This is a genomic window from Enterococcus sp. 5H, assembly GCF_028128615.1.
Lineage (GTDB): Bacteria > Bacillota > Bacilli > Lactobacillales > Enterococcaceae > Enterococcus_L.
In genome coordinates, this window is record NZ_AMDP01000005.1 from 82,578 (window position 1) to 108,891 (window position 26,314).

Genomic DNA, 26,314 nt, shown 5'->3' on the forward strand with positions numbered 1-26,314 from the left:
TAGCTTCAAAAGAGGCGTAATAATAAGTACTATCACAATTGATCATTTTGGTATTCATTTCCGTTAGCATCTAAAACACTCACCTCACCTATACCAAAAGTATCATTTAATACATTTGTATCTAGCAAATATCCAACAGAGCGTACAGTTCGTAATAGTTCTGGTTCTATTCCTTGTTGAATAAACTTACTTCTAACATGAAATATCATATTAGCAATCCGATACTTCTTTTTAGCTTCATCTGTCTCTTTTTCTATTGACCAAACTTGATGATAAATCTCATCATATGTAAATACTTGATTAAGACGCGTTGCCAACAACTCCAATAATTTCGATTCTAGATTAGTAAGTCTAATCTCTATATTATTGGGAAGTTCCATACTATGATTTTGATTATTTAACTTTAACAAGCTTTCTTCTGCGCTATTTTTTATGTTTCCTATCAGCCGAGAATCAAGTAAATTCAAAATATTTTTAATCATGACTACCAACTCTTCTTCTGAAATTCGCTTATCTAAAACTCCGATAGCACCCAATTCAAGATTTAGTTTTCGATTGATAGCACTTTCTGTCTCATCTCGGATCCAAATTGGTAACCGTCTTTGTTTTTTGATAGACAGAACTAAGTCAAAAACAGTATTTGAGTTTTGTCCTTCTTTTTGATAGATGATCACTCCGTCTACCTTCTCCAATTGAAGTAACATATCCTTCGGATCAGAAAAAAAGACCCCTCGTAGATTTAACGTTTCTGGCAGAGAAATATTTTGATCATTGATGATGCCAATCGTGTACATATCTATCACTCTCCGTTTTTTTATCATGGTACAACTGGTAATTTTTCTTTTCGATCAGTAGTTGTTTGTTCTTTTAGATACAAGCCGTCTTCAAGTATATCTACGTATAATACTTCTACAACATTAGCCAAATAGTTGGGTATTAGTTGATATACCTCATCTTTCGTTACATAGCTATGAAACACTAATGTTTTTCTATTCCTCCGTATCTGACTTTCTTTTACTGATGATGTAAACTCAACTACATAAACTGTAATATCACTCCAATATTGTTCAATTCGTCCCATTAATGGTTTCCTCCATCCTTCTTTTTATTGATCACTAAAGTATCAACTCTTTTTCATTTTGCATTCTTTTTAATTTCTTGTTTGTACTAAGAACAAGAGAAAATACGATAAACAACTGATATTAAAACTGTGTTCCTTTATTTGTACGGCTATAGTGACGGCTCATACCATTTTTCTATCAAGCTATCTCTTATTCACTAAGCGAATCGCTTCTCTTTTTTCACTTAAAAAAGCTGTCAAATACGTATCCAAAGTCATTTTTGTAGAGTGATGCCCTAGAAGAGCACTTATTGTCACAATCGTTACTCCTTCTTCTAGACAACGTGTCGCGAAGGTGTGGCGTAGCGCATGAAAATGAATATTGGGCAAAGACGCAGACTGACAAATTTTTTTGAACCAATAAGAGATTGTCCTTGGTTCACATGGGGTTGTTCCTCCTAAAACATATATTCCATTTTTAGCTTCTCTTCTATTTTTTAAGCGTTTGCACATGTTCTTCGATAATGGAATTACTCGCTTAGATGAGTGTGTTTTAGGTGAAGTTTCGATGATAATAGTTCTCTTTTCACTAGTGTTCTCCATATTTTGGATTCGTTGAATCGTTCGTCGAACATGTATTGTTTGGTCTGAAAAATCAATATCTTCCCACTTCAACCCAGCGAGCTCACCAATTCTTAATCCAGTTTCTAACGCCAATATAATCGCAAATCCTTGCTCATAGTTCAGTGCATGATTGTACAACCGCTCCTGTTCTAATTTGGTTAATGCAGTCACTTTTTTCAGCTCTGTTTTAGGCAACTGTATATTTTTATATGGATTACTAGGCAATACCCCAGCTCTAACTGAATCTTCCAAATAGGTTCGCAATACTTGAGCGACCGCTCGAATTGAATTAGCTGTTAATACTTGTCCCAATTTGTTTACCCAGTGATTTATGTCTTCTTTGGTTAGCTCCACTAGTGTTATTTGGCCTAAATAAGGAGATATATGATGCTTATACTTGTTAGAATAACTAACAAAGGTACTCTGTTTCACTCGTTGTTGTAAAATCGTAAACCAATATTGACTCCATTGATCTAACGTATCTAAATAGACTGACGAAGCTGATATTTTTGGTGGTTCAGAACTATTCTTTACCTGTAGCATTTTTTCTTTCACTTCTTTGTAAGAACGTCCATAAATATACCCATAGTGAATACGATTATTTTCTTTCCGCCCTTTTACATAACGTCCCTCCCAACGCTTATCTTTTCTTTTATAAATATTTTCTCCCTTTTTCACCATGATAGTAGATCATCCTCTCATATTTTTTTGACGGCGTTATGACGGTTAATACAGTCACTTTTTCACCAGACAGATAAAATATACCAGCTTTTGCAAGAAATGTGAGGGATATATAATTAGAAACTATTCCCTAGTATTAAAAGAACAAGAAGATTATTACAATACGAATATAAAAAAGTTGACACGTGTAAATAAATACGATATTATTGCTGTATAAATTAAAAGTTTCATCATTTTAAATACCGATTTTTTCTCTTGTTCTTAGTACAAACAAGAGATGTTTTGTGTATTATTTTAAGAAAAAATAAAGTGGTCGTTTTCCTCATTTAAAACAACCACTATGGATCTTTAGCGTAAATTATGTCGATAAGACAATTAATTAAATTTTTGAGAAATAAGCCTTCATTTTGAAGGCTTATTTCTGTATTCATATCTGTTACTACCTTGTAAATTTTTATGTCAAGTAAATAATTTCAGCTTTAATTACGTTACTCCAGCAGTCTCCAGACATATAGTTTCTTGTCCATCGTTTCTTCGGAATTTTTAATCACAATACTATTCTTGCTTGGTCCACTCATTACTCCACACCTGAGAAATCAGATACAGTTCAAGTTTAACCTTCATAAAACGATGTTTTAAACAAAATAAGCATCGTTCAATTTTTTATATTGTGGTCAGTCATAACTAATTTATAACTACAGTACTAACTCTACTTATGCAGACTCCCACTTAATAATTTTCTAAATAATTGACATTTTAGTTGTTCAACACAAAAACATATCAAGAAATTGTCCCACCAATTAATTATGACCAATTTTTGCAGATAATTTATTCTATGCTATGACCTACTTAATTTACATAGCTGGCTGTACTAAAATATTTCGCTCTTTGCTGATAGTCAAATTAGTCAAAGGATCTGTGACAGTATAACTCAAAGTATACATTCCTGAAATATTTGTATTCACTGTTCCACTTACGATAACTAAGTTCGTGATATCTTCCCCAAGAGCTCCTCTAGCAGTCACTCCAGACATCGGATCAAAGGAATCCCCCAAGTTGATAATCGTATCATACACTCCATTTAATTCAGGTTCCGTCGCTTGTACCAATATCGTTCTCTCTTTACTGATAGTCAAATTAGTCAAAGGATCCGTAACAGAATAACTCAAAGTATATGTTCCTGGAATATTTGTATTCACTGTTCCACTTACGATGACTAAGTTCGTGATATCTTCCCCAAGAGCTCCTCTAGCAGTCACCCCATACATTGGATCAAAGGAATCCCCCAAGTTGATGGTCGTATCATACACACCATTTAATTCAGGTTTCGTTGCTTGTACCAAGATAGTTCTCTCTTTGCTGATAGTCAAATTAGTCAAAGGATCCGTAACAGAATAACTCAAAGTATATGTCCCTGGAATATTTGTATTCACTGTTCCTTTTACGATAACTAAGTTAGTGATATTTTCCCCAAGAGCTCCTCTAGCAGTCACTCCAGACATCGGATCGAAGGAATCTCCCAAGTTAATAGTCGCGTCATACACCCCATTTAATTGAGGTTCAGCTGGGTTGACAGCACTATCCATTTTGAGTTCAAAGCTATCTACAATTCTTTTAAATGCGTTTAATAAATCCAGCTCAATTTTATCCCCTATCGCAAAAAAATAATTTTCATTAAAACTAATTCTCGCCATACCTTTTGCTGATAAATCTGCTGCCCAAACTTTTGATATTGACTCTACCCCTTCCCTCAATACCTTACCATTACGGATGTGCCGCCATTTTACAGTTTCTCCTGCCCAAAACCTAGTAGTATCCACCACTATTGTAGGTGGATTATTTTTTAAAAAATTGACATCCTGAAATTTGTTATCTAAGGCTCCTTTTACTGTATGATCAATTTCTATTTGATTACCATTCTCAGAAACTTGTGCATTCTCTTCTGCAGAGACCGATCCAATTCCACCTAGTAAAAAGCAACCCATCAAAAGAACAAGTGATGCGGAAGTAAAAATTTTTTTTATGCTAATATTCAAAACACATTTCCTCCTCTTGAAATAATTTTTATAAGCTAATATACCCTCTAAAGCTAAAATTTTATATTGTAACATTTAGAGCCAAAACAACTAGCGGGACAACTTCTTAATATATGTTCTTGCTGAACAACAAGAGTCATTTACTAAAGTTTTTGTAAACGATTCCAAAAAAGAGACATTCATGATTCTCAGCTGATTTTATTATTAATATCCGGTTGTATTTCCGGAAGAAAGACATATACTTCTATCCCCTCCTCAATAGAATCTTCATCTATAATTGTTTCAATGATCTTATCTAATATAGGAACACGTTCAGCAAAAGTTCTAAATTGTTTGTTTTCAAGAGCCATTAGTAATAAAACAATCGAAGAAAATGCTACAACTACAGATACTATTAACTTTTTTTTTAACTTCTTTTTCCTGAAAAATCTTGCTTTTTCCGATTGGAACCTATCTACAACTTCTTGTTTTATGTCTGCAGAATTACTAAACGACTTATTTATTTCGGGTATCATAATCCCTCCTCTACATTTTATTCCAATGCTTTTCTTAGTTCGTTTAAGGAACGATACATCTTGGTTTTCACTGTATTTTCATTCATATCTAGGATATTTGCTATATCTTTCAGTGTAAACCCTTCAAAAAATTTAAGGATAATTATTTCTCGAGCCGGACTAGAAAGTTGTTTCAAAATAGAATGTATATCAATTTTAGAAAAGGCTTTATCATCAGTAAAAGAGAATAACGAAATTTGCTCGTCAAATTGGATAATTGAAGGTGCTCTTTTTTGTTTACGCCATTTGTCTACTGCTGTAAAAACTAAAATTTTGTAAAACCACAGTGATACATTTTCAATTTTCTTTCTACCATTCAAATTATTTAACGCTTTCTGAAAACTATCCTGAATAAGATCCAACGCTTCTTCCTTATCATGAGTGTAACTATATGCAATATGGAATATCTTGCCATACTCATTGGTAGCTATGCTTTCTAGCTCTTTTATATACGTGTTTACCTGCTTCTTTTTCATAAATTTATCAAAAACAATCCCCTCCTTCACCACAATATAAAAATTTTTATACTTTCAAATTGCCACTGTTAGCTAAAATGCAACTACATCCTATCACCTACTTTTTCGTAATAATTTTTTTGTCACTCATAAATTAAGACGAATTGGCAAGGATAAAAGTTTCAAAAAACGAAATATTTAAATTTAATACCATCTATATAAAACTAAATCACGAAAAACATATAACATTCGATAAAGAATTAGCGCTAGAAAATCTTTCAATCGCTGTGTTGGTTAACCACGCCCCAATTTTACTTTTAATAAATATCCACTAAAATGAACTATCGGCTAATAAAGTTTAATAAGTGAACACAACTAGCTATAGCATCAACGATTCTACAAAAAAAGTTACATACAAATAAATGCAGTAACTCTCTGTTAACCTTATTAAACAAGCTTTTCATTTCCAATTCCTCGTTGGCAAATCTTGTACTTTTTAAAAAATCTACTTCGTGAATATGTTTCCCGCTTAAGCAAAAAAACAGATACTACTTTTGCTGTAATTGATGGATTTATCAATAAAAAAATAGAAAAAAGACTCCTATAGCATCCATTCCTGCTGCAAGTAAATTTCTCTGATCCACTGTCAGTGATCAGCAAGGAAAATTCAGAAACTCACTTTATGTCCCTCTGTACGAATAACTGTAACAAATTTTTCTCAACATCTCATGAAAAGATTTGCTTAGGGTAGCGCAAAACTTTACCTTAGACAAAAGCTAATACTAACAACTTCAAATAAGTTAAAAATGACTAGCACTCAGCTTCAATTACTTGTTGATAATAATACACTGAGGTAACTACTTTGCTTGAATCTACATGTTCTTTCTATCCACACTGTTTATTTTTCTCATGCCCACACTCTATTAGAATCGGAAATTAAAAAGTTATCCATACACTTAGTTGTTACGAACTTCAGTGAATATGTTTTTGATTTACCTAGCGAGATTCATTATTTATTATTCAGCTATGTTGGGTTTAACAACTGATCCCTAAAAAAACTATTATCTTTCACATAGAGGAGAAAAATAGGTATAAGATAATCAAAAAAACCGAAGTTTGAAAATCATTTTCACGATTTTCAAACTTCGGTTTTTTTTAGCTTTGAACTTAGTATTATTTTATTTACCCTTTCACTGACCCGCTCGTTATTCCTTCTACATAATATTTTTGCATAAAGATAAACAATAGCGTAATCGGCACAGCAATCAGCACACACCCAGCTGTAAATGCCATAAAGTACTGATCGATTTTATCTTTCGTCTGCATCGTAAACAACCCAATCGCTACCGTATATTTGTTCACATTGTCTCCTAAAATAATCTTGGCAAAGATAAAATCCATCCACGGCGCCATAAATGCCATTAATGCTGTATAAACAATAATCGGTTTACTTAACGGCAAAGTAATCTTGGTGAAAATCTCAAATTTGCTGGCACCATCAATCATCGCTGATTCATCCAACGCCATTGGAATTGTATCAAAAAAGCCTTTCGCAATATAAAACCCTAAAGCTGCACCTGATGAATAGACCAAAATCAACGCCAATAAACTGCCTGTTAAATTCATCGCTTTTAAAATATAGTAAACCGCAATCATACTCATAAAACCTGGAAACATATTTAACACCAACGCCAATTTCAAAAACGGTTTTCTCGCTCTAAAACGCAAGCGGCTCAACGAATACGCCATCGCAATCGTAATCAATGTTGATAAAATACAACTACAAATGGCCACAAACAACGTATTGAAAAACCAGCGAACAAAAGGATACGTCGAACTAGTCAACAACATCTTATAATTCTCAAAAGTAAACTCTTTCGGAATAAAATACGTCACAAATGCTCCGCCTTCTCCACGAAAACTTGTTAACACAATCCAGACAATCGGAAAGATCCAAACGATAGATAAAATCGTCAATAACGTATAGTACATGATTAAATTCATTCTTTTTTTCGATTTCATAAATAGTTACGCCCCTTCCGTTTTAAACGAACTGCTTCTTGTGTAAGCAAGTAATGAAAACACAGCCGAAAGCACAAAGATAATAATCCCGATAACTGATGCTAAATTGTAGTCAGCTGCATTTACGGTTAACTTATATAACCACGTAACTAATAGATCCGTCTCACCAGCCGAGTGAAAATTACTATTAGCCGGTTGTCCGCCAGTTAACAAGAAAATCACATTGAAGTTATTAATATTTCCAATAAACTGTTGAATTAAACTCGGTGCCATTACAAATAAAATCTGCGGAAACGTGATATTTCTAAAAATTTGAAACTTATTCGCTCCATCAATTTCAGCCGCTTCAATCTGATCTGACGGTAAATTGGTAATAATCCCTGTTGCAACTAACATTGTCACTGGAATACCAACCCACATATTCACAAAAATAACCGTAACTTTCGCTAATAACCCATCTGTTAAAAAAGGAATCGGCTGATCGATCCAGCCCCAATTTTGCAATAACGCATTTACTGGTCCAGAACCATTAAATAAATTCGCCATCAACAATAAACTTACGAACTGCGGCACTGCCATCGTAATGACAAAAATCGTCCGCCAAACTTTTTTCCCTTTCACTCCTTTTGAATTAATCAACAAGGCTAGTAACACACCAAAGAAAAATGTCGTCGCTGTCGCTAATACCGCCCAAATCAAGGTCCATGTCAAAACAGGAAAAAAAGTCTTTGCTATATCTCCGGTAATCACATTCCCAAAATTAGCAAAACCTACCCAGTAAAACAAATTTTTCGGCGGCAAATGATTATGATCGTAGCTCGTAAAGGCAATTGAAATCATATACAACAATGGTAAAATCGTAAATGTTAAAACACCTAACAACGGAATACTCATCAAGGTAATATAAAACTTTTCATTCAACAAACTATTTAAATCTTCTTTTAATGTCGGTAAACGCCGCCCGTCTTCTTTCAACACAAAGATCTTTCGAGCGCTTCTTAAATTTACAACATATAGAAAAATAAAAAGTAAAATCAGAATAATTGCAGCAATCCCAAATAATAGCAGCAACATCGAATTATCCCCCGGCTGCTGTATCTCAATCCCTAACTCTTCATCCATTACCCAGCCTTGCGATTTCGTCCCTAATGTCCGAAGCATTGACAAGGCATGAAAACCATTGAATACTAACCAAGCTACAAATCCAATTTGCAGCAGTAAAAATGCTAATCCTTTCACAATTTGGCGATTCATTATATTAGCAGTACCCATAAAGATAAATGAAAGTTTTATAGGTGTATCGCCTTTTTTAAATAGTTCGCGAAAAGTAATCTGTCCATCTGACGTTGCTTTTAGCTTCATTGTACGTTCACTTCCCATACTTTAGAATTGTAAGGCTGAAGCAAACATTTTTAGTTTACCCCAGCCTTATAGAATTAATTACGTTAACTTAATTTCCTGATTTGCTTGTATCTGCCACTAACTTATCCAATTTAGCTAAATAATCATCTTCAGCAATTTTGCCGTTGTACGTATCATTAATCACAGCATCTGCCGGTCCCCAGAAAGAAACCATTGCAGGCAATTTCGGCATTACCACTGAATGATCCGGATCACTCATCGTCATCACTGCTTCAGCGACAGTATCTGATTTCACTTTTTCATCTTCTTGCGCTTCTTTATTTGCTGGAACTGTCCCATTTTTCTCGAAAACAGTTAATTGATTTTCTTTACTCGTTAGAAAATCAGCTAATGCCATTGCAGCAACCGGACTTTTCGTTGAGGCATTGACCCCGAATAATTTAACTCCCAAGAAAGCTTTCTGCTGTACTTCACCATTTCCAAAATCGACTGTCGGATATGGCGCTACCGCAAAATCATCACCTAAGGCTTTTTCTACATCATTTTTAGACCAAGGACCTGATAAAAATGCATCAATTTTGCCATTGCCTAAATTAGATAATGCATCTGCATTTGATTGGATGACACCAGGATTATCTTTTTGTGCACGAATCCATTTTAGAACCTGAACACCATTTTCATTATTAAAGTTCGTTCCATTGATATCTTCACCATCTGCACCATATAGCTCATCTCCGTTAGACATAAACAATGGTGTGAAATTATAATTTGCGCCTGCTTCGCCAAAGTTTGCACCTAATTTGCCTTTAGACGTCATTGTATCCCAGCTTTTTACATCGTCTTCCGTTAGTTTAGCTTTGTTATAATATAAGATTTGCGCTTCCACACCATATGGATAGCCGTATAGTTTACCATCATAAGTTGCTGCTTCTACCGCACTTTCAGTACTATTTTCTTTGACGCTATCTTCATATTTTGTATTAGCATAAATAATCCCTGCATCAACCATTTGTCCTAGTTGATCGTGAGGCATCATGAAAACATCCGCTGCCGCACTAGGATCTTTTTTCAAATTTTCTTGCGCTGTTGCAGATTCACTTGGTTTAATCGTTACTTTCCAATCTTTATGTTCTTTTTCAAATTCCTCTACTAACGGCTTATACGTATCAACAAAAGCGACATCTACCCACAGCTTTATAGAAGCGTTTTCATTTTCGCTCGAACTATTACTTTCTGATGAGCCCCCACCACAAGCTGCTAATAAAAATGCTGCAGTTCCCACTGTCGCTCCTAATGCTAAAAGTTTTTTCATGTTTCTTTTCATCTTTTGTTCCTCCCGGAATTTATTTATTTGTTTATCTTTTTACATTATGCAATCGTTTGCGTTATATGTCAAACAAAATTCATAAAAAAACCGAAAAAAATTTATTATTCTTTGCTTAAGGATAATAGCAAACAGTTGTTTTTCCAAAAAAGTACTGTTCAAAAGCTATAAAAACGTGAATAAACTTGGATTCCCCTTTGATATACTGATAAACAAAGCGATTTTCATTATTCTATCTTCTATTTATCAGTTTATACAAACAAATGCAATCGATTGCGAAAAATATGTTGAAAACGTTTTTCTTATATGGCATAATATGAGTGATTTTTAGAAAACAGATGGACAAAAAGAATATTTATTGTCAGGAGGGCATTATCAAATGAACACTGCAGCAATCTATCACCAACCCGAAAGCGAATTCGCCTATTTATATTCACCCAACAAGATGCATATCCGCCTACGAACAGGTAGAGGTGATATTAAGAAGGTCGATTTAATTAATGGCGATCCTTATCAGCTTGAACACGCCGAATGGTTTAAAATAACCAGTCCGATGGAAAAATATCTTTCTACAAAGACACACGATTATTGGACCATTGAAACATCTGCTCCTTATAGACGTTTAAGTTACGCATTTAAAATTGAGGGCATGGATGATACTATTCTTTTTTATGGCGATCACGGCTTTTTCCCTTACCAAGAAACGACATTAAAAGCTGCTAGCAATTATTTTAAACTACCTTATTTTCATGAAGCTGATCGTTTCAAAGCACCACAATGGGTTAAAGAAACCGTTTGGTACCAGATCTTTCCCGAGCGCTTTGCTAATGGCGATCCCACGAATGATCCTAAGGGAACGCTACCTTGGGCAAACAAAGAACATCCCGATCGAGACGATTTTTACGGCGGAGATTTGCAAGGTGTTTTAGATCATTTAGATCACTTTACTGATTTAGGCATTAACGGTCTTTATTTTTGTCCGATTTTTAAAGCAAGCAGCAATCATAAATATGATACAATTGATTATTTTGAAATCGATCCCGCATTTGGTGATAAGGCCCTATTTAAAACATTAGTTGAAGAATGCCATAAACGTGGAATCCGTGTAATGCTGGACGCTGTTTTTAATCATATGGGCGATTTTTCACCACAATGGCAAGATGTCATTAAAAATGGTGCCGATTCAGCATTTGCCGATTGGTTCCATATCCACAAGTTTCCAGTTAGCTACACGCCAACTGCCAATTTTGAATTTTCTGATGACATTACCTATGACACATTTGCCTTCACACCACATATGCCTAAGCTGAACACCGCAAACAAAGAAGTTCAGGAATATTTACTAGCTATCGCGAAATATTGGATTGACGAGTTTGATATTGATGCGTGGCGTTTAGATGTAGCTAATGAAGTGGATCATCGTTTTTGGCGAAAATTCCATGACGTATGTACTGATGCAAAATCGGATATTTATATCCTAGGTGAAATCTGGCACTCTTCCCAAAGTTGGCTGCAAGGTGATGAGTTTCATGCCGTAATGAATTATGCTTTCACAGATGCAATCCTTTCTTATTTCGTTTACCAAACAATTTCGTTAAGCAAATTAGTTTCTGAATTAAATCATCAGTTAATGCTTTATCGGGAACAAACCAATCAAATTATGTTTAACGTGCTAGATTCTCATGACACCCCGCGCTTACTGACTATTGCGCAAAATAACAAAGAACTAATGCAGCAAGTTTTAGCTTTCACTTACTTACAGAAAGGTGTTCCTTGTCTGTATTATGGCGATGAATTTTCGATGACTGGTGAAGGAGATCCGGATTGCCGAAAATGCATGAATTGGGATAGCGCTACTCAAGATCAAGAAATGTATGCTTTTGTAAAAGCTTTAATTGCTTTTAGAAAAGAGCATCAACCAATTTTGTCAGAAGGAAAATTACGTTGGCATGATATCGATGAACAAACAGGAATCATTGATTTTGCCTATGAACATGACGGAAAAACCGTACGCAGTATTTTCAATACAGGTACCTCACCTATTTATATTGAAAAAGATACCATAGTATTTTCAGCACGAACGCAATCATTAAACGAAAACATAATCGAGCTCGCACCATACGGTTTCGCCGTATCAGCCGACATGATCGAAAGGATTGATAAAAATGACTCAACCATTGACAAACACACATTGGTGGCAAGAAGCCGTAGTGTATCAAGTCTATCCACGCAGTTTCCAAGATAGTAACGGTGATGGAATTGGTGATTTAGCCGGTATCATTCAACGCTTAGATTATTTAAAAAAACTGGGTATTAGCGCTATTTGGCTGAGTCCAGTTTACCGCTCACCTAATGATGATAACGGTTATGACATCAGCGATTATGAAAAAATTATGGCTGAATTTGGCACTATGGATGATATGGAGCAACTAATAGCAGAAGCCGCTAAAAGAGAGATCAAGATCATCATGGATTTAGTAGTAAATCATACCAGTGATGAACATCAATGGTTCATCGAATCACGTTCAGCTGTTGATAATCCTTATCGTGACTTTTACGTTTGGCGGAAAGGCCGCAACGGATCAGCACCCAATGACTTAGAATCGACATTTTTAGGTCCAGCCTGGCAATTAGATGAAACTACCGGGGAATATTATCTACATTTATTCAGTAAAAAACAGCCGGATTTAAACTGGGAAAATCCGAAAGTCCGAAATACCATCTACGATATGATGAACTTTTGGATTAATAAAGGAATTGGCGGTTTCCGAATGGACGTTATCGACCTAGTTGGTAAAATACCCGATCAAAAGATTACTGGAAATGGACCAAAACTTCATGACTACCTAAAAGAAATGAACGCTGCTACATTCGGCGGAAAGGATCTATTAACTGTAGGAGAAACGTGGGGAGCAACTCCAGAGATCGCAAAATTATACTCTAACCCTAACCGAAACGAGCTATCTATGGTCTTCCAATTTGAACATGTGGCTTTAGACGAAATACCTGGAAAAAGCAAATGGGATCTGCGTCCGCTGCAAATTTCAGAGCTAAAAAAAGTTTTTGCTAAATGGCAAACAGAGCTTGGAGATGAAGGTTGGAATTCTTTATTCTGGAACAATCACGATTTACCTCGAATTGTATCAAGATGGGGAAATGATGGCATTCACCGTATTAAAAGCGCTAAGATGTTAGCAATCTTACTACATCTACAAAAAGGAACTCCTTATATTTACCAAGGAGAAGAAATCGGCATGACCAATCGGACAATTGAAAATATTTCTGAAATCGAAGACATCGAAAGTATTAATATGTACAATGACCGCATTGAAAAAGGTTATTCCGAAGCTGATATCTTTACCTCACTCAATGCTAAAAGCCGTGATAACGCCCGTACACCCATGCAATGGAATGCAGAAAAAAATGCTGGTTTCACAACAGGTACACCTTGGTTAGCAGTTAACGAAAATTATCATGAAATCAATGTTGATGAAGCTTTAACGGATCAAAATTCCATTTTTTACACGTATCAAAAACTTATCAAGCTTCGCAAAACAAATCCTTTAATCATTTGGGGGAGTTTTGAACTATTAGAAGACACTGCTGAAGAAGTTTTTGCTTACTATCGCCATTACCAAGGAGAAAGCTGGTTAATTGTTTGTAATTTTTCAGACCAAGTACAAAACTTTTCTTCAGAACAAATAGTTAACGAAACAATCATAGCAAATACTGAAAAAAACTATCACTCTCTTAACAATCTAGCGCTTGAACCTTACGAAGCTTTCGTTGTTCGCTTAGGAGGAAATAAAAATGCCTAATCTAGTCATTGAACCAAAAACAGTCGGCGCTTCTTCAAAAAACAGTTGGTGGAAAAATGCAGTTGGCTATCAAATCTATCCGCGCAGTTTTAAAGATAGCAATCATGACGGTATCGGTGATCTTAACGGTATTCGCCAAAAATTGCCTTACTTAAAAGAGCTAGGTATCGATTTTATTTGGATTAACCCAATCTATGCATCTCCAAATGTAGATAATGGTTACGATATCTCAGATTATCAAGCAATTCATGAAGATTTCGGCACAATGGACGATTTTCAAAACTTGCTTAACGAAGCTCATCAGCTCGATTTAAAAATCATTATGGATTTAGTTGTAAATCATACTAGCGACCAACATCCTTGGTTTTTAGAATCGAGAAAATCAACAGACAATCCATACCGCAATTATTATCACTGGGCAGATGCAACTAAAGATAAAATGCCTAACGATTGGCAATCTTTCTTTGGCGGTTCGACTTGGACATATGACGAAACTACAGAACAAGCCTATTTCCATGTTTTCGCCAAAGAACAACCTGACCTAAACTGGAAAAATCCAAAAGTTCGCCAAGAAATTTATCAAATGATTCGTTGGTGGCTGGAACTTGGTATCGACGGTTTTAGAATCGATGCAATCAGCCATATCCAAAAAGAACCATGGGATTTCACGATAACTGATAATCAATGGGCTCCCTTTATGAATGTGACAGGTATTGAAACTTATTTAGAAGAGCTAAAAGCTATTTTCAATGAATACAATGTCATGACGGTTGGTGAGGCTAGCGGCGTTCCGCATAACGAAGCTGCTAACTGGACCGGTGATAATGGCTATTTCAATATGATTTTTGAGCTGGAACATTGCCAGCGCATCGGTGAACAAGGCCGTCAAAAAGGTTCCATCCCTGACTTAAAACACTATTTGAATTTATGGCAAACAAGTTTAGCTAACGACGGTTGGAACGCTCTTTATTTAGAAAATCATGACACACCGCGCAGTGTTTCTGTTTTCGGCGATGACTCTCCAGAAGCAGCCAAAGCGTTGGCGACTATTTTACTTTTACTAAAAGGAACACCATTTATCTACCAAGGACAAGAAATCGGCATGACTAACTACCCTTTCCGTTCTATCGAGGAGATTGACGCAGCAGATACGATACACTTTTATCAAACCTTACTGGATCAAGGAAAAATGACTACTGAAGCGCTGGCGATTGCCGTTAACTGGTCTAGAGACCATAGTCGTACACCATTTCAATGGGAAGACACCTTGCATGGTGGTTTCTCCACAACTAATCCTTGGCTTGCTGTAAATAATAACTATCAAACAATCAATGCCGCACAAAAAAATAGCGTCTTCCAACATTATCAATCATTAATTCATTTAAGAAAACAACATGATGCTTTCATTAACGGAAGTTTCCAACTGATTGCACCAGAACATCCAACTATTTTTGCTTACACAAGAACAGCTGAATCTGAAAGTTGGTTAGTTTTAGTACAACTAGATCGAGCTCAGACAACTTTTTCACTGCCTACTTCTTGGAATTACTCCGATTGGGAAGAAATAATTACCACCGATGAAGCCCGACCGTTAAACCAAGAAATGCTTCTTGCTGATTTCGAAGCTCATGTCTACCGTAAAAAAATCAACTAAGTAAAAAAAAGTGATCTAGGAAATCTTACTCCCTAAATCACTTTTTTCTATTTAACAAAATATCTCAATACGGTTTTCATTTTTTCCGGCGCTACTTTTCTTGGATCAGATAGGTAAATTTCTTTATGAGCAAGTGTCGTCTGCTCCAATTGATGCTCTTTACAATATGCTTTCATCACTTCAAATGTTTTGTGCTCATCATCATAAGGACCTACATGCAGCATTTGTAAACATTTACCATCCTCGATCGTTTCAAATTTGACGTTTTGATTATTAGGATTTGGCTTCTTTTGAGAAATTTTTTCTAAATTTGCCAAAGCCAGTTCTTTTGTAACAAAATCAGGTTGACGGATCATAATTTTGTATACCAAATCCGCCTTATCAAATGCTCTTTTTTCTGCTATCGCTTCATCTGACAGTGTCCAAAAACCTTCCAATGGGTAAACAGTATATTCGAAATAACCTGCTGGAGTTACACCATTTTTGGGCATCATACGAATCCCATAGGACATTGCGTATAACGCCGCTGTTTCTTCCCCAAATTGAGGATCATTTGGATTACCTTTTCCAGATATAGTATAAAATTTTTGTTTCGGTACAACAACTTCCGTTGGTTTAGCCTTTGGTAAATAAAGTTCTTTTTCCTGTTTCCGCCATTCGAATTTCATGAACGTTTCCTCCTTTATTTAATTCTCAGAATCTCCACTACGTAGTATTTTACTTTTTTAATAGAGATTATAAAGTGCTTGATTATATTTATTATAACAGGGGAAACAGAAATGAAGTATCAAATTAAAAAAAAGTATTAAATCAACTATTTAACAGTTGATTTAACACCTCTTTTAATACTGCTATGTCGTGGTACTTGTTTATTACTATGTCATACAGATATTCTGGATTACTTTAATTCCCAAACGGCGGCTGTTCCAGGTTTATCACCTTGCGTCCACCACTTAGCTTCGTAAGTATTCCCTTGGAAAGTTACTCTATCTCCACCACTATAGGCTTTGCTAGCTTCCCAAGTCACTGCTGCATCTGAAATAAGTTTCCAAACATCGGATTGGTCTGGACGCTCACCCTTTGTCCACCATCTTGCTTCATATTCTAAGTCATTAAAGATAACTTTATCACCAAAATTATAAATTTTGTCAGCATCCCATGTAGTTTGCCCGCTTGGTGCTTCTTTCGTTTTTACAGAAAATACTGCGCTAGCATCTGAAACATTTCCACCAAGACTAATCGCTTTTACAGTATATTTGTACGTTGTATCAGCTTTTAAACCAGTATCTTTGAAGCTTGTTTTTTCAGTTGTTGCAATTTTTTTGCCATCACGGTAAACTTCATAGTTTTTAACACCTAAGAAGTGTGTTGACTTTGTCCACATTAAATCAACAGAAGTTTCTGTTGTTCCCATTGAGTGAACATTGGTTGGTGCTGTTGGTTTTTGGTTATCTTCTACTGCTGAAGACAGTGTCGTTACTTTGACCATCGAGCTTTTTTCTGAGACTTTTCCATTACTACCTACGGCCTCAACTTGATACACATACGTTGTATCTTCAGTTAAATTTGCATCGTTAAACTGATTTCCACCGACTGTAGCGACTTTTTTATTATCGCGATAAACATTGTACTCTTTTGCGTTTGAAACAGTGTCCCAAGTCAATTTAAGAGAAGAAGTTGTTATGTCTGTCGCTTTAACATTTGTTGGTTTCGCTGGTGCTTCTTCTACTGGCGGTGTAATTTCGCCGTCTCCTTTAACATTTACATCAATTACGTTATAAAAAGCATTTGATGTATCTGCAACATCCCATACAGCTAAAACAACATGGTAACCAGAGCGATCAGCCGGAATATTCACTTGATGTGATTTATTATTCGCTGCACTTGAACCATCATGTTTGATTTCACCAATTAATTCTAAATCTTTTCTCGCTAACGGTTTTTCAGGATTCCAACCCGTTTTTGTAATATAGTAATGCCATTTTGATGTGCTATGAGGAGCTGTATAGTGCCAAGTAAATGTATTCGTTCCTGTTTTAATATCTGCTTTATCCCATCGATCAGCTCCAGTACTATCTAAAACAAAATCCGTAATCTGACCTTTACCACCTTGAGCAGATGCAATACGCCCATCAGCTGGTCCGGCTTGCGGAAACCCTTTATCAAACTCTAATGATTGCGGGTTCGTAATTACCATTCCGTATTTTTCTAGTGCCGCTGTCCAACCAATTGTATTTTTCGCCAACGAACCTCGGTAACCACGTGCAGCAGGTGTTTCTACATAACCATGCGCATTTGCTTCATCTGCATTTAGCAAAGCCATCCCACCAGTAATTATTGTTGTCAACATTGCTAAACCTAATAATTTTTTCTTCATACATTCTCCTCCATTCATCATTTCGCCTTTAATTGGCTCAATATTAGTTTAAACGTTATGTTAGAAAAAAAAGAATCATTTCTGGGCAAAAAAAATCGATACCTGAACGTTTAAACCCTCTCACCCTAAAAATATATAAATATCATACAAAAAACATAAAATATCACAAATGTTATCGAAAAAATATCAGTAAAAAGTTCAACAATGTCACTTAGCAAGAGAAATATGACCTTTATGTGTCAAATTGTTACAAAAAAATTAATATTAACTTCTTTTAATTATCTAGACAAAACGAATTACTCAGAGGTAAAATAATAAATGATTTTAATTTTATTTAAATATATATCATACAATTGTAAAAATAACATTTATTAAAAGAAAGTGTTGATACCTTGAAAGAAATCCTATCATCCCGATTTAAGCGACAATTGGAATTAATAGAACTTTTAGCTGACAATGATTGGGTCCCTTTCACTGCAGCATCAGAAAAGCTGGCTATTCCTATAAAAACTTTAAAATCAGACATTATTGAATTAGAAACTTTACTTGCACCAGCAACAATCGAATCCTCTAAAAAGTACGGAATTCGTTTAACAACAACAATTAATTTTTGTAAAACGAGTATTTATCAAAAATTTTTAAAGAACAGCGTTGAGTTTCAACTGATTGAAAAGATTTTTCTGCATAATTTTTCTACGATTGTTGATTTATCTAACAATCTTTATATCAGTGTTTCTACTATCAAGCGAATGGTTCAAAGAGTGAATCAACTACTTCAGCTCGAAGGTTTTACTATTAACTTAAAAAAAATGCAGCTTGTCGGAGATCCCCGCAGTATTTGTAATTTTATGCAGTATTATTTTAGCGAGAAATACGGTATAGCAGAAAGTCTTTTGACCCCTGCACAGCTAAAGATATTGGATGAAATTAGTTTAGAACTGATGAAATATGCCAAACCGAATAGGTCATCTTGCGAACTAGATTTTTCCACATTAAATCGATTACGTTTTTACACATACACGACTATTAATTTATTAAAATTCAATAGCGAAAACCATTTGCCCGACATCCCTGATAAGAATTTTGCTATTCTTGAAGATACATATATCTGTGATGAATTTTATAGTCAATTTAAATTAACCTTATCAGCAAGCAATTTAAATACTATTTTCTCATTGATTTTTAGCGATAGTTACGTTGATTCTTTTACCTCTTTACAAAAAATAATTGAGATTGATCGCAAAGCCTATTTGAAATACCAGAAAATCGATAGTTTACTTCGCGAAATTGAAAAAAGAATGGGTTGTCAGTGTGATAATTTCGAAGTTATTTTTATGCGGTTATATAACTTGGATAGCCAAACACATGGCAGAACTTACATTTTACATGATAAGAACAAAGAATTTCTCACAAGCATCAAAAATCTTTATGGACATTTCCCAATGGAATTGATTCAATCTTTACAAGCTATTTTTTATTCAAATCCGTACAAAGAATATCTGATTTACGAGTCGATCTCGATTTTGTTCACGAATTGGCCTAATTTACTGGATCGTTTAGAAGATTCTAGTCCAACGCTAAAAGCTGGTCTTTTATTTAACGAACGAATGGAATACATGGAGATGCTTTGTGAACGCATTACTTACTACTCTCGTGGCCGTTTTTCTTGCACACCTTTACGCCTGACATCATTAGCTTCATTAGAAAAAATCGCGGCTGATTACGACTGTATTATAACCAATATTCCTGAAATTCATCTGGATAATATCCCAGTTGTGGTAATTCCATTAATCCCTGATGCAAAAAGTTTTGATAAACTAATGCTTGTCTATGAAGAACATTTTGATAAAAACTAACTCTTTTCTAAAAAAGCATAAAAAACCGAGATCTAACTCAAGGAGTTAAATCTCAGTTTTTTTAAGATAAGCTAGGAACTTTAATAATCAATGTTTCATAAATCAGGGTACTCATTACGTTCAACATTAATAACGAACGTAACTGCTTATGATTTTCTTGACTACTGTATGCTCTCAAAGTATACGTACTGATAGCGTCAAGTTGTTTTGAAACAAAATTGGTAACAGTAATAATTTTCGTTCCATTTTCCTTTGCTTCAATGATACTTTTATTAACCTTTTCAAGTTGATCGTTTACTGAAAACATAATTATCACATCTTGCTTCGTACTAATTTGAGGAATTCGTTCAATTAGGCATTCTTCAGAATAAGCATTTGTCCAACAATCAATTAATTTTAAATTACGATTGAATTCTGATGCTACTTCAGAGCTAGCCCCTGTTCCTATACAAAAAATTCGTCTGGATTCAAGTAAACAATTGCAGATTTGTTCAATATTTTTCTCATCTACTTGTTCCAAGGTGACTACAGTATCCTGCTTTATTCCATCTAAAATTTGTAAAAAATCTGATTCATCGGTTTCTTTAAATTGTTGTTCATTTTTCAAGCGCGCAAACGCATATTTCAATTCATTAAAGGTCGCATAATTTAATTTTTTACACGCTCTATAAATTGTTGCATTAGAGATAAATAAACTATCTTTAATATCCTTTAGCTTTAACTTACCAGCATCTTCAACTTGTAACATAAAATCAATAACTTCTTGTTCTGTCTTGGACAGTTTCTCATAATTATAGTGAATCTTGTTGTAAACATCACTCATACCACTCAACCTTCCCAATTTCAAGCGGTCGCATTATGCTCAATCAATAAATGAACATGTTGAATATTCCTTTTACTCCCCAGAACATAAAGCGGAACCCGTTGTGTGACTTTGCGAAAGATAAATGCCTGAGTTTGCTTTTTCTCCACTAGAAACTTAGGTAAAATTGCTTGTCCAGTACCTTTTTTTATTAAGTCAATCATCACGTAAATGGAATCAACTTCAATAATTGTGGCAGTATCACTTTTAATCAACGACAACGTGATTTTTCTGTATGGACAATCTTTATCACGGCTAATAAGATAAACAGCTTCCGAATTTTCTACTGACAGCCAACCAACTTCTTCTGTTAGTAAAATTTCTTTTTCAAGCGTCGTAGCTTTGTTAGTAACGACAACATCCAGTTCGCTTCTTTTATACATCGTTTCCAACTGATCGGTTGACTTAACAAATAACTCTGTCGGCTCCTCATAAGCAATGATTTCGGCTAGTTCAAAATAAATATAGGCACTGGCTTGCGTACAGCCGATTCTTAACGGACGTTTTTGATAATATGCCTCGATTTCATCAACTTGGGTCAAAATTGAATCCGCATATTCAAGCAGCTTTTCTCCCTCAGGTAAAAGCTTCACGCCACGACTAGTCCGCTCAAAAAGAATCGTCGTCAACTCTTGCTCTAACAATCGAATCCGTTCGGTGATATTCGACTGAGCATAACCCAGTATTCTAGCAGCTTCAGACATTGATCCTGCATTCGTTACACATTGAAATATTTTTAAATCATTCAGCTCCATCTCAACACCTGCTTCTCCCTATCATTTTTACTGATGTCTGACATCATTTATTCATATTATGCAAACACCTCTGTGCAATATATACTTAATTCATCAAGAAAAAAGGAGTTGTCATAAATGAATGCGATGCAATATAAAATTACTTTGCCTGATGATTACGACATGTCATTGATAAGAAAAAGGGTCAAAGAAAATGGCGCAAAAACAGATAATTTTTCTGGTCTACTCTTTAAAGCTTATCTTATTTCCGAAAAAGCGCAAGGGGCAGTTTCAAATTCTTACTCGCCACTGTACGTATGGAAAAATTCTGAAGGGATGAACCGTTTTATTTTCGAAAGCTTCTACGACAATATCATTCGGGATTTTGGCTGGCAATCAATCCAAATAGGCATACCTTTAACCGTTGAACTAGGAAATAAATTTGCAGATGCAAACTATCTCCTTGAACAAAATATTGCCATCCCCGAACAACTGTCTTTAAAAGATATACCAAGCCAACTTTCAGAAACATCAGAATTGCTCTCGCAAAATAAGGTTGGAAAACTGATTGTTTACAATCCAGATAAATGGCAAGCTGCTTCATTTACATTTTATACAGAAAAACCTAAACAAAATCAGCCTACGCTCTATGAGATACTTCATATTTCTTCAGAAAATTAATTAGAAACAAGTACCCGAAAAAAATCAGCTTTCTGTTTGATCTTTTTCGGGCTTTTTAAATTTAGTTACTTTTATTTTTAAAACAATACGATAAATGATCGTCCACTATACCGGTTGCTTGCATAAATGCATATACAGTGGTTGTTCCTAAAAATTTAAAGCCTTTTTTCTTCAAATCTTTACTAATTTTATCTGATAATTCTGTTGAGGCTGGCACATCTGTAATACTGGTCCAATGATTGCGAATCGGTTTGTCATCGACGTAGGACCAAATAAATTGATTGAAACTGCCATATTCTTCTTGAATACGCATAAACACTTGGGCATTATTAATAGTCGCATTGATTTTCAATTTGTTTCTAATAATACCTGGATCTTCTAATAAAGAATCAATTTTTTCTTGGGTATATTTGGCAATCTTTACATAATCAAATTGGTCATACGCACTAGTTAAAGTCTCTCTTTTTTTAAGAATCGTAGACCAACTTAAGCCAGCCTGCATACTTTCTAAAATCAGCATCTCAAAGAGCTTTTGATCTTCGTGCTGTTCACTGCCCCATTCTTCATCATGATATTTTTCTTCTAATTCATTACCACTGGCCCAGTCACACCGAACTTTTTCCATACTTTTCTCCATTCTTTTTATCTAAGGATATCACGAGAACGTACGTTTGTAAACTTGAAATATATGACATAATTAAATAAATTTTTTTATACTTTTAACAAGTAATAAAAGGATAGAAAGTAGCTAGATTCGCTGCTTTCTATCCCTTTATTATTATCTTTTATTGAATCAAAGATTCATCTGCGAATCTTTCTTTCGTAAAATCCAGCCCATACCAAGGACTATTATCCCCATGATGATTGTCGTAAGTGAGGAATTTTCACCTGTATGAGGGAATTTTTGCGCATTTTTATCTGAATCATTAGTCGAAGTCTGATCTTCTCCTTGTGATAGATCCTCTTCAGATAAATCAGAACCTTCTTTAAACGTTATGCCTACCCTACTTGTTCTTTCATTAGCTGCGTCACCATGAGCAATCATCGTTGAAAACATTACAGAGCAAATAATGGAAAGAACTGTTAATCCTACTTCAAAAGCTTTTAATCAGTCAATATTTTTAAACCTACTATTCCTGGCTGAATCAATTATTAACCCTTGAGCTCTGTAATATAAAAACCCAAATTCCCAACTGATTGTTCAGTTAAGAATTTGGGTTTTTGTTATTAAAATTGTATATAATTATTTTTCTAATTTACTCGCTGCTGCTTCATCTAAAATAACAGTAAGATTTGGATGTAACTGTAAAATTGATGCTGGGAAATCTTCTGTTACAGGACCTTCTAAGACTTGTTTGACCATGTCAGCTTTTTTCTCGCCATTAACGATCAAGATTAAATGTTTTACCCGCATCACACTTACAGGTCCCATCGTGACAAATTCCATGCCTTTTTCCATCATTTCAGGTTCAAACCACGGTTCTTCTCCAGAAACTTTGACTTTATACGTTGTGTTTTCAAAACTCGTTGTTGTCGGCATATTACCACAAAAATGTCCATCTCCGCCAAGTCCAATTAACATGGCATCTAGCCCGCCGTCCAGTGCCAAACGCTGATCTTGTTCTGCATAATTTGCTACAGTTAATGGATGAACATTGGCTTCTTTAATATTTGCAGGTGTTAAATACAATTTTCTTAAGTCTGTAATCGTAATTCCTTCCGCTTGATCTGGTACAGGAATTTCATCAAAATTATAGTAATGAACGTTGTCATAATCCGGCGAGTCTTTCAAAATTTCTACCATTTTTTGATATACGCCAACCGGTGTATTCCCAGCAGTTATTGACAAATTCACACGTTTATCTTGACTCATATGACCTAATAAAATATTTTTCGTAGATTCACTCATTGATTCAAAGTCTTTTTCAATAATAATTTTCATTTGGTACACTCCATTTCCTTTTTATACATCAATTGTATAATGTGGGAACCATCCCATGTCAATGGTTTTTGAAAATTATTTTAAAGCGTTTTCTTAGCTTTTATAAAGCTAGATAACTTCAGTTTACTCTTACTTGTAAATCGCCCAGAAATTCATTGATTCATTTAGCAATTCATCCGCCGTAAACTCTTTTCTTGAATGACCTTTTTCTTCTGTATCATTAGGATCATTTACCCAAAATTTACCGTCATTTGTCCCGCTAAGTACCATAATATGACCTGTTTCTGTAAATACTCCCGGTTTAACGGAGATAACTACAGGATGTTGTTGTTTTAAATGCTCTTCTACGGCAGTAATATCATTTTCAAGGTCTTCAAACTGATAACCTTTAACCATCGCAAAATCAGAAAAAGCAGCCCAAGCTGTGCCTTCTCCTTCAATATAGTAATCATTTTTTGACCAGTCTAAAATATCTTGAGGTACATATTCTTTATTGTCTAAGAACGAAGCAACCATCGCTAAAGAAAGGATCGCACAACCATTAATTTCCAAAGTATTCCCTTCAGGATTCCCCATTCCATATGCTGTCGATTTCCATCTATCATCCGTTTGCAATAATAATTTGATTGGCATCCGGTTAGTAAATTTCCCTTCACTTAAATCAGAATTCACTTGTTCTACATATGTTAATTTTTTTACTTCTTCTGTAGGCTGAGTTTGTTCTACGCTTGTTTCAGTTGTATCTACCTCTTCGATTGTCTCACTCTTAAAGGCAGATGAAAAGCCATGTCCTTCTTCCATTGGAGCAACCTTAGCCAATACTGCTCCCAGAATTACTGTTCCTACTAATAAGGTAGTTATGTATAATTTTGATTTTTTTGGATTTTTTGGTTCCATTAAATTCTCCCTCTTTAAATTGAAAGTTTGATTTGAACTATTTGCTTTCAATCAAAATTGCATAGGTAATCAAGTGACTACTACTTCTTAATATTACTGAATCTATCAAAAAATGCAAGTCTGAGAAATTATTTATATGTAAAAAGCGAACATATTTTCTTGAAATATTGTTGGATTTTAGGTAAAATAGTAATATCTGAACATCAAGAGTCTGATAACAACAGTAAATTCGTAAAGGAGGTAGAAGAATGGACAATAACCATAAATCAACAATGAAAAGCATTTCAAAATTGATCAGCCAGTCTTCCCAAAGTTTCTTTTCGGCATTTTTAGATGACTCAAAAGATAAGAATAGTAAAAATAAAGAGCGTGAAGAAATTCTTAAGAAATTACAGATGGCCTCTGCTAAAAAAAGCCTTGTAGTTTTGCAATTAAAAGAAGTGCCGACTTCTCAAAAATTTGAAACAGTTTCCGGTTGGATTGTATCAAAAAGTATCTCTGATTCAATCATGCTGCGATTACAAGAAGACAGCCAACAAATCCGGATGATTACTGTTGAACATATAAAAAAGGTAAGTACGATGTCTAGAAACGACAATCGTCAAATCAAATAAAGAATTAAGCAGACCGAGTTGTCTGCTTTTTGTTTCCTCAAAAAATGATTTTCTTCTTGCTCTAATTTAAATCTTTTTTCGTATAATTTAGCACATTTATAATGGAAATGAGAAATTTAATGTTATTATCAGTTCTTTAGCCTTTCATTCATGTTTCATTATTTGATCGAATTGCTAAAGAGTCAATTACTGTCTACGTTTATTGATATCCAAAATGAGTTCCTCACACAATGATGCTCTTAGTTTTTACTAGAAAAATCACATAACATTTCCACTTTAAAATTGTATATCTAAATTTTGGCTGATATACTTAAATCAACAAGGAGGGAAATGGTATGCACGATCTAGCGCAAAATATTATGGATCATCTAATTCCTTTTTTTGATCTATTTATCTTAGCCCTAAATATTTTTTCAATTCTCGTTCTAATTTGGGGTGTTATTGTAGCAGGAGTCGACTTTTTCAAGAGTGAAATCTCAAACCGCAGTCGAATTACTATTGCTCGGCAAAATAATTTTATTAAAAGTTTTTTAGGAAGTTATATTTTATTGAGTTTGGAGATTCTGATTGCAGCTGATATTATTGAATCGATTATCAAACCAACTTTTCAAGATATCGCTATGCTAGCAATTTTAGTCGTAATCCGAACTGTCATCTCCTATTTCTTAAATAAAGAAATAGAAGACGCCTTACGAGAAAAAGAGAACGAAAAAAACGTTCAGGAAAAGTAAATTCTTTTCTTGAACGTTTTTAATTATCTG

At 34.7% G+C, this 26,314-nt stretch carries 24 protein-coding genes; 7 read left to right on the top strand and 17 right to left on the bottom strand.

The annotated features are described in order from the left end of the window. Nucleotides 1-32: 32 nt before the first annotated feature. The 9 genes from C240_RS03315 to C240_RS03355 form a co-directional block, all read right to left on the bottom strand. A complete protein-coding gene (locus C240_RS03315; protein ID WP_271490920.1) occupies nt 33-794 on the bottom strand; it encodes a winged helix-turn-helix domain-containing protein in 762 nt (253 codons plus the stop codon). Between the two features lie 23 nt (nt 795-817). Beyond that, nucleotides 818-1,081 (bottom strand): hypothetical protein, encoded by a 264-nt coding sequence (locus C240_RS03320; RefSeq protein WP_271490923.1) that lies wholly within the window; start codon nt 1,079-1,081, stop codon nt 818-820. A 183-nt stretch (nt 1,082-1,264) separates the two neighbouring features. Further along, nucleotides 1,265-2,365, bottom strand: a complete 1,101-nt coding sequence (locus tag C240_RS03325) for a tyrosine-type recombinase/integrase (RefSeq protein WP_271490925.1) — start codon at nt 2,363-2,365, stop codon at nt 1,265-1,267. 854 nt (nt 2,366-3,219) lie between these two features. Then, nucleotides 3,220-4,401 carry an immunoglobulin-like domain-containing protein gene (locus tag C240_RS03330; protein ID WP_271490927.1) on the bottom strand — a complete coding sequence of 394 codons (1,182 nt, stop codon included), beginning with the start codon at nt 4,399-4,401 and terminating at the stop codon, nt 3,220-3,222. A 188-nt stretch (nt 4,402-4,589) separates the two neighbouring features. Next, nucleotides 4,590-4,916, bottom strand: coding sequence for a hypothetical protein (locus tag C240_RS03335; protein WP_271490929.1), 327 nt, complete (start codon nt 4,914-4,916; stop codon nt 4,590-4,592). Between the two features lie 17 nt (nt 4,917-4,933). Beyond that, nucleotides 4,934-5,449, bottom strand: a complete 516-nt coding sequence (locus C240_RS03340) for an RNA polymerase sigma factor (RefSeq protein WP_442896571.1) — start codon at nt 5,447-5,449, stop codon at nt 4,934-4,936. 1,143 nt (nt 5,450-6,592) lie between these two features. Continuing rightward, a complete protein-coding gene (locus tag C240_RS03345; RefSeq protein ID WP_271490934.1) occupies nt 6,593-7,432 on the bottom strand; it encodes a sugar ABC transporter permease in 840 nt (279 codons plus the stop codon). 6 nt (nt 7,433-7,438) lie between these two features. Then, on the bottom strand, nt 7,439-8,794 hold the full coding sequence (locus C240_RS03350) for a carbohydrate ABC transporter permease (protein WP_271490936.1): 1,356 nt from the start codon (nt 8,792-8,794) through the stop codon (nt 7,439-7,441). Between the two features lie 88 nt (nt 8,795-8,882). Then, nucleotides 8,883-10,118, bottom strand: a complete 1,236-nt coding sequence (locus C240_RS03355; RefSeq protein ID WP_271490938.1) for an extracellular solute-binding protein — start codon at nt 10,116-10,118, stop codon at nt 8,883-8,885. Nucleotides 10,119-10,497: 379 nt separating this feature from the next. Here C240_RS03355 and C240_RS03360 point away from each other — a divergent pair, with 379 nt between their 5' ends. From C240_RS03360 to C240_RS03370, 3 genes are read left to right on the top strand one after another with little or no spacing between them, the layout of a single operon-like run. After that, on the top strand, nt 10,498-12,363 hold the full coding sequence (locus C240_RS03360) for a glycoside hydrolase family 13 protein (protein ID WP_271490940.1): 1,866 nt from the start codon (nt 10,498-10,500) through the stop codon (nt 12,361-12,363). Beyond that, a complete protein-coding gene (locus C240_RS03365) occupies nt 12,284-13,936 on the top strand; it encodes a glycoside hydrolase family 13 protein (RefSeq protein ID WP_271490943.1) in 1,653 nt (550 codons plus the stop codon). The genes C240_RS03360 and C240_RS03365 overlap by 80 nt, the downstream gene beginning before the upstream one ends. Then, complete coding sequence (locus C240_RS03370) at nt 13,929-15,590, top strand: glycoside hydrolase family 13 protein (RefSeq protein ID WP_271490946.1); 1,662 nt, start codon at nt 13,929-13,931, stop codon at nt 15,588-15,590. Before C240_RS03365 ends, C240_RS03370 begins: the two co-directional genes overlap by 8 nt. Nucleotides 15,591-15,637: 47 nt before the next feature. Here the strand turns inward: C240_RS03370 and C240_RS03375 are convergent, their stop codons facing one another. Further along, complete coding sequence (locus tag C240_RS03375; protein WP_271490949.1) at nt 15,638-16,258, bottom strand: GyrI-like domain-containing protein; 621 nt, start codon at nt 16,256-16,258, stop codon at nt 15,638-15,640. Nucleotides 16,259-16,488: 230 nt separating this feature from the next. Further along, nucleotides 16,489-17,967 carry a lytic polysaccharide monooxygenase gene (locus C240_RS03380; RefSeq protein WP_271490952.1) on the bottom strand — a complete coding sequence of 493 codons (1,479 nt, stop codon included), beginning with the start codon at nt 17,965-17,967 and terminating at the stop codon, nt 16,489-16,491. Between the two features lie 392 nt (nt 17,968-18,359). On the opposite strand from C240_RS03380, the gene C240_RS03385 reads away from it, so the two are divergent. Then, nucleotides 18,360-19,823: a helix-turn-helix domain-containing protein gene (locus tag C240_RS03385; protein ID WP_271490955.1), complete on the top strand. Its 1,464-nt coding sequence runs from the start codon at nt 18,360-18,362 to the stop codon at nt 19,821-19,823. A 61-nt stretch (nt 19,824-19,884) separates the two neighbouring features. On the opposite strand, the gene C240_RS03390 is transcribed toward C240_RS03385, so the two are convergent. Together C240_RS03390 and C240_RS03395 are read right to left on the bottom strand one after the other, a co-directional pair. After that, nucleotides 19,885-20,646, bottom strand: coding sequence for a MurR/RpiR family transcriptional regulator (locus C240_RS03390; protein ID WP_271490959.1), 762 nt, complete (start codon nt 20,644-20,646; stop codon nt 19,885-19,887). Nucleotides 20,647-20,666: 20 nt separating this feature from the next. Next, on the bottom strand, nt 20,667-21,440 hold the full coding sequence (locus C240_RS03395) for a LysR family transcriptional regulator (protein ID WP_271490962.1): 774 nt from the start codon (nt 21,438-21,440) through the stop codon (nt 20,667-20,669). Nucleotides 21,441-21,557: 117 nt separating this feature from the next. Between C240_RS03395 and C240_RS03400 the strand changes: the two genes are divergently transcribed. Beyond that, on the top strand, nt 21,558-22,100 hold the full coding sequence (locus C240_RS03400) for a DUF4865 family protein (protein ID WP_271490965.1): 543 nt from the start codon (nt 21,558-21,560) through the stop codon (nt 22,098-22,100). Between the two features lie 61 nt (nt 22,101-22,161). Here the strand turns inward: C240_RS03400 and C240_RS03405 are convergent, their stop codons facing one another. From C240_RS03405 to C240_RS03420, 4 genes are all read right to left on the bottom strand, one after another. Beyond that, nucleotides 22,162-22,725 (bottom strand): DNA-3-methyladenine glycosylase I, encoded by a 564-nt coding sequence (locus C240_RS03405; protein ID WP_271490968.1) that lies wholly within the window; start codon nt 22,723-22,725, stop codon nt 22,162-22,164. A 168-nt stretch (nt 22,726-22,893) separates the two neighbouring features. Then, on the bottom strand, nt 22,894-23,157 hold the full coding sequence (locus C240_RS03410) for an LPXTG cell wall anchor domain-containing protein (RefSeq protein ID WP_271490971.1): 264 nt from the start codon (nt 23,155-23,157) through the stop codon (nt 22,894-22,896). 186 nt (nt 23,158-23,343) lie between these two features. Then, nucleotides 23,344-24,042: a glucosamine-6-phosphate deaminase gene (locus tag C240_RS03415; RefSeq protein WP_271490972.1), complete on the bottom strand. Its 699-nt coding sequence runs from the start codon at nt 24,040-24,042 to the stop codon at nt 23,344-23,346. Nucleotides 24,043-24,171: 129 nt separating this feature from the next. Beyond that, nucleotides 24,172-24,939, bottom strand: coding sequence for a C39 family peptidase (locus C240_RS03420; RefSeq protein ID WP_271490975.1), 768 nt, complete (start codon nt 24,937-24,939; stop codon nt 24,172-24,174). Between the two features lie 248 nt (nt 24,940-25,187). On the opposite strand from C240_RS03420, the gene C240_RS03425 reads away from it, so the two are divergent. Together C240_RS03425 and C240_RS03430 are read left to right on the top strand one after the other, a co-directional pair. Beyond that, a complete protein-coding gene (locus C240_RS03425) occupies nt 25,188-25,553 on the top strand; it encodes a hypothetical protein (protein ID WP_271490979.1) in 366 nt (121 codons plus the stop codon). 335 nt (nt 25,554-25,888) lie between these two features. Next, nucleotides 25,889-26,284: a DUF1622 domain-containing protein gene (locus C240_RS03430; protein WP_271490982.1), complete on the top strand. Its 396-nt coding sequence runs from the start codon at nt 25,889-25,891 to the stop codon at nt 26,282-26,284. Nucleotides 26,285-26,314 lie beyond the last annotated feature (30 nt).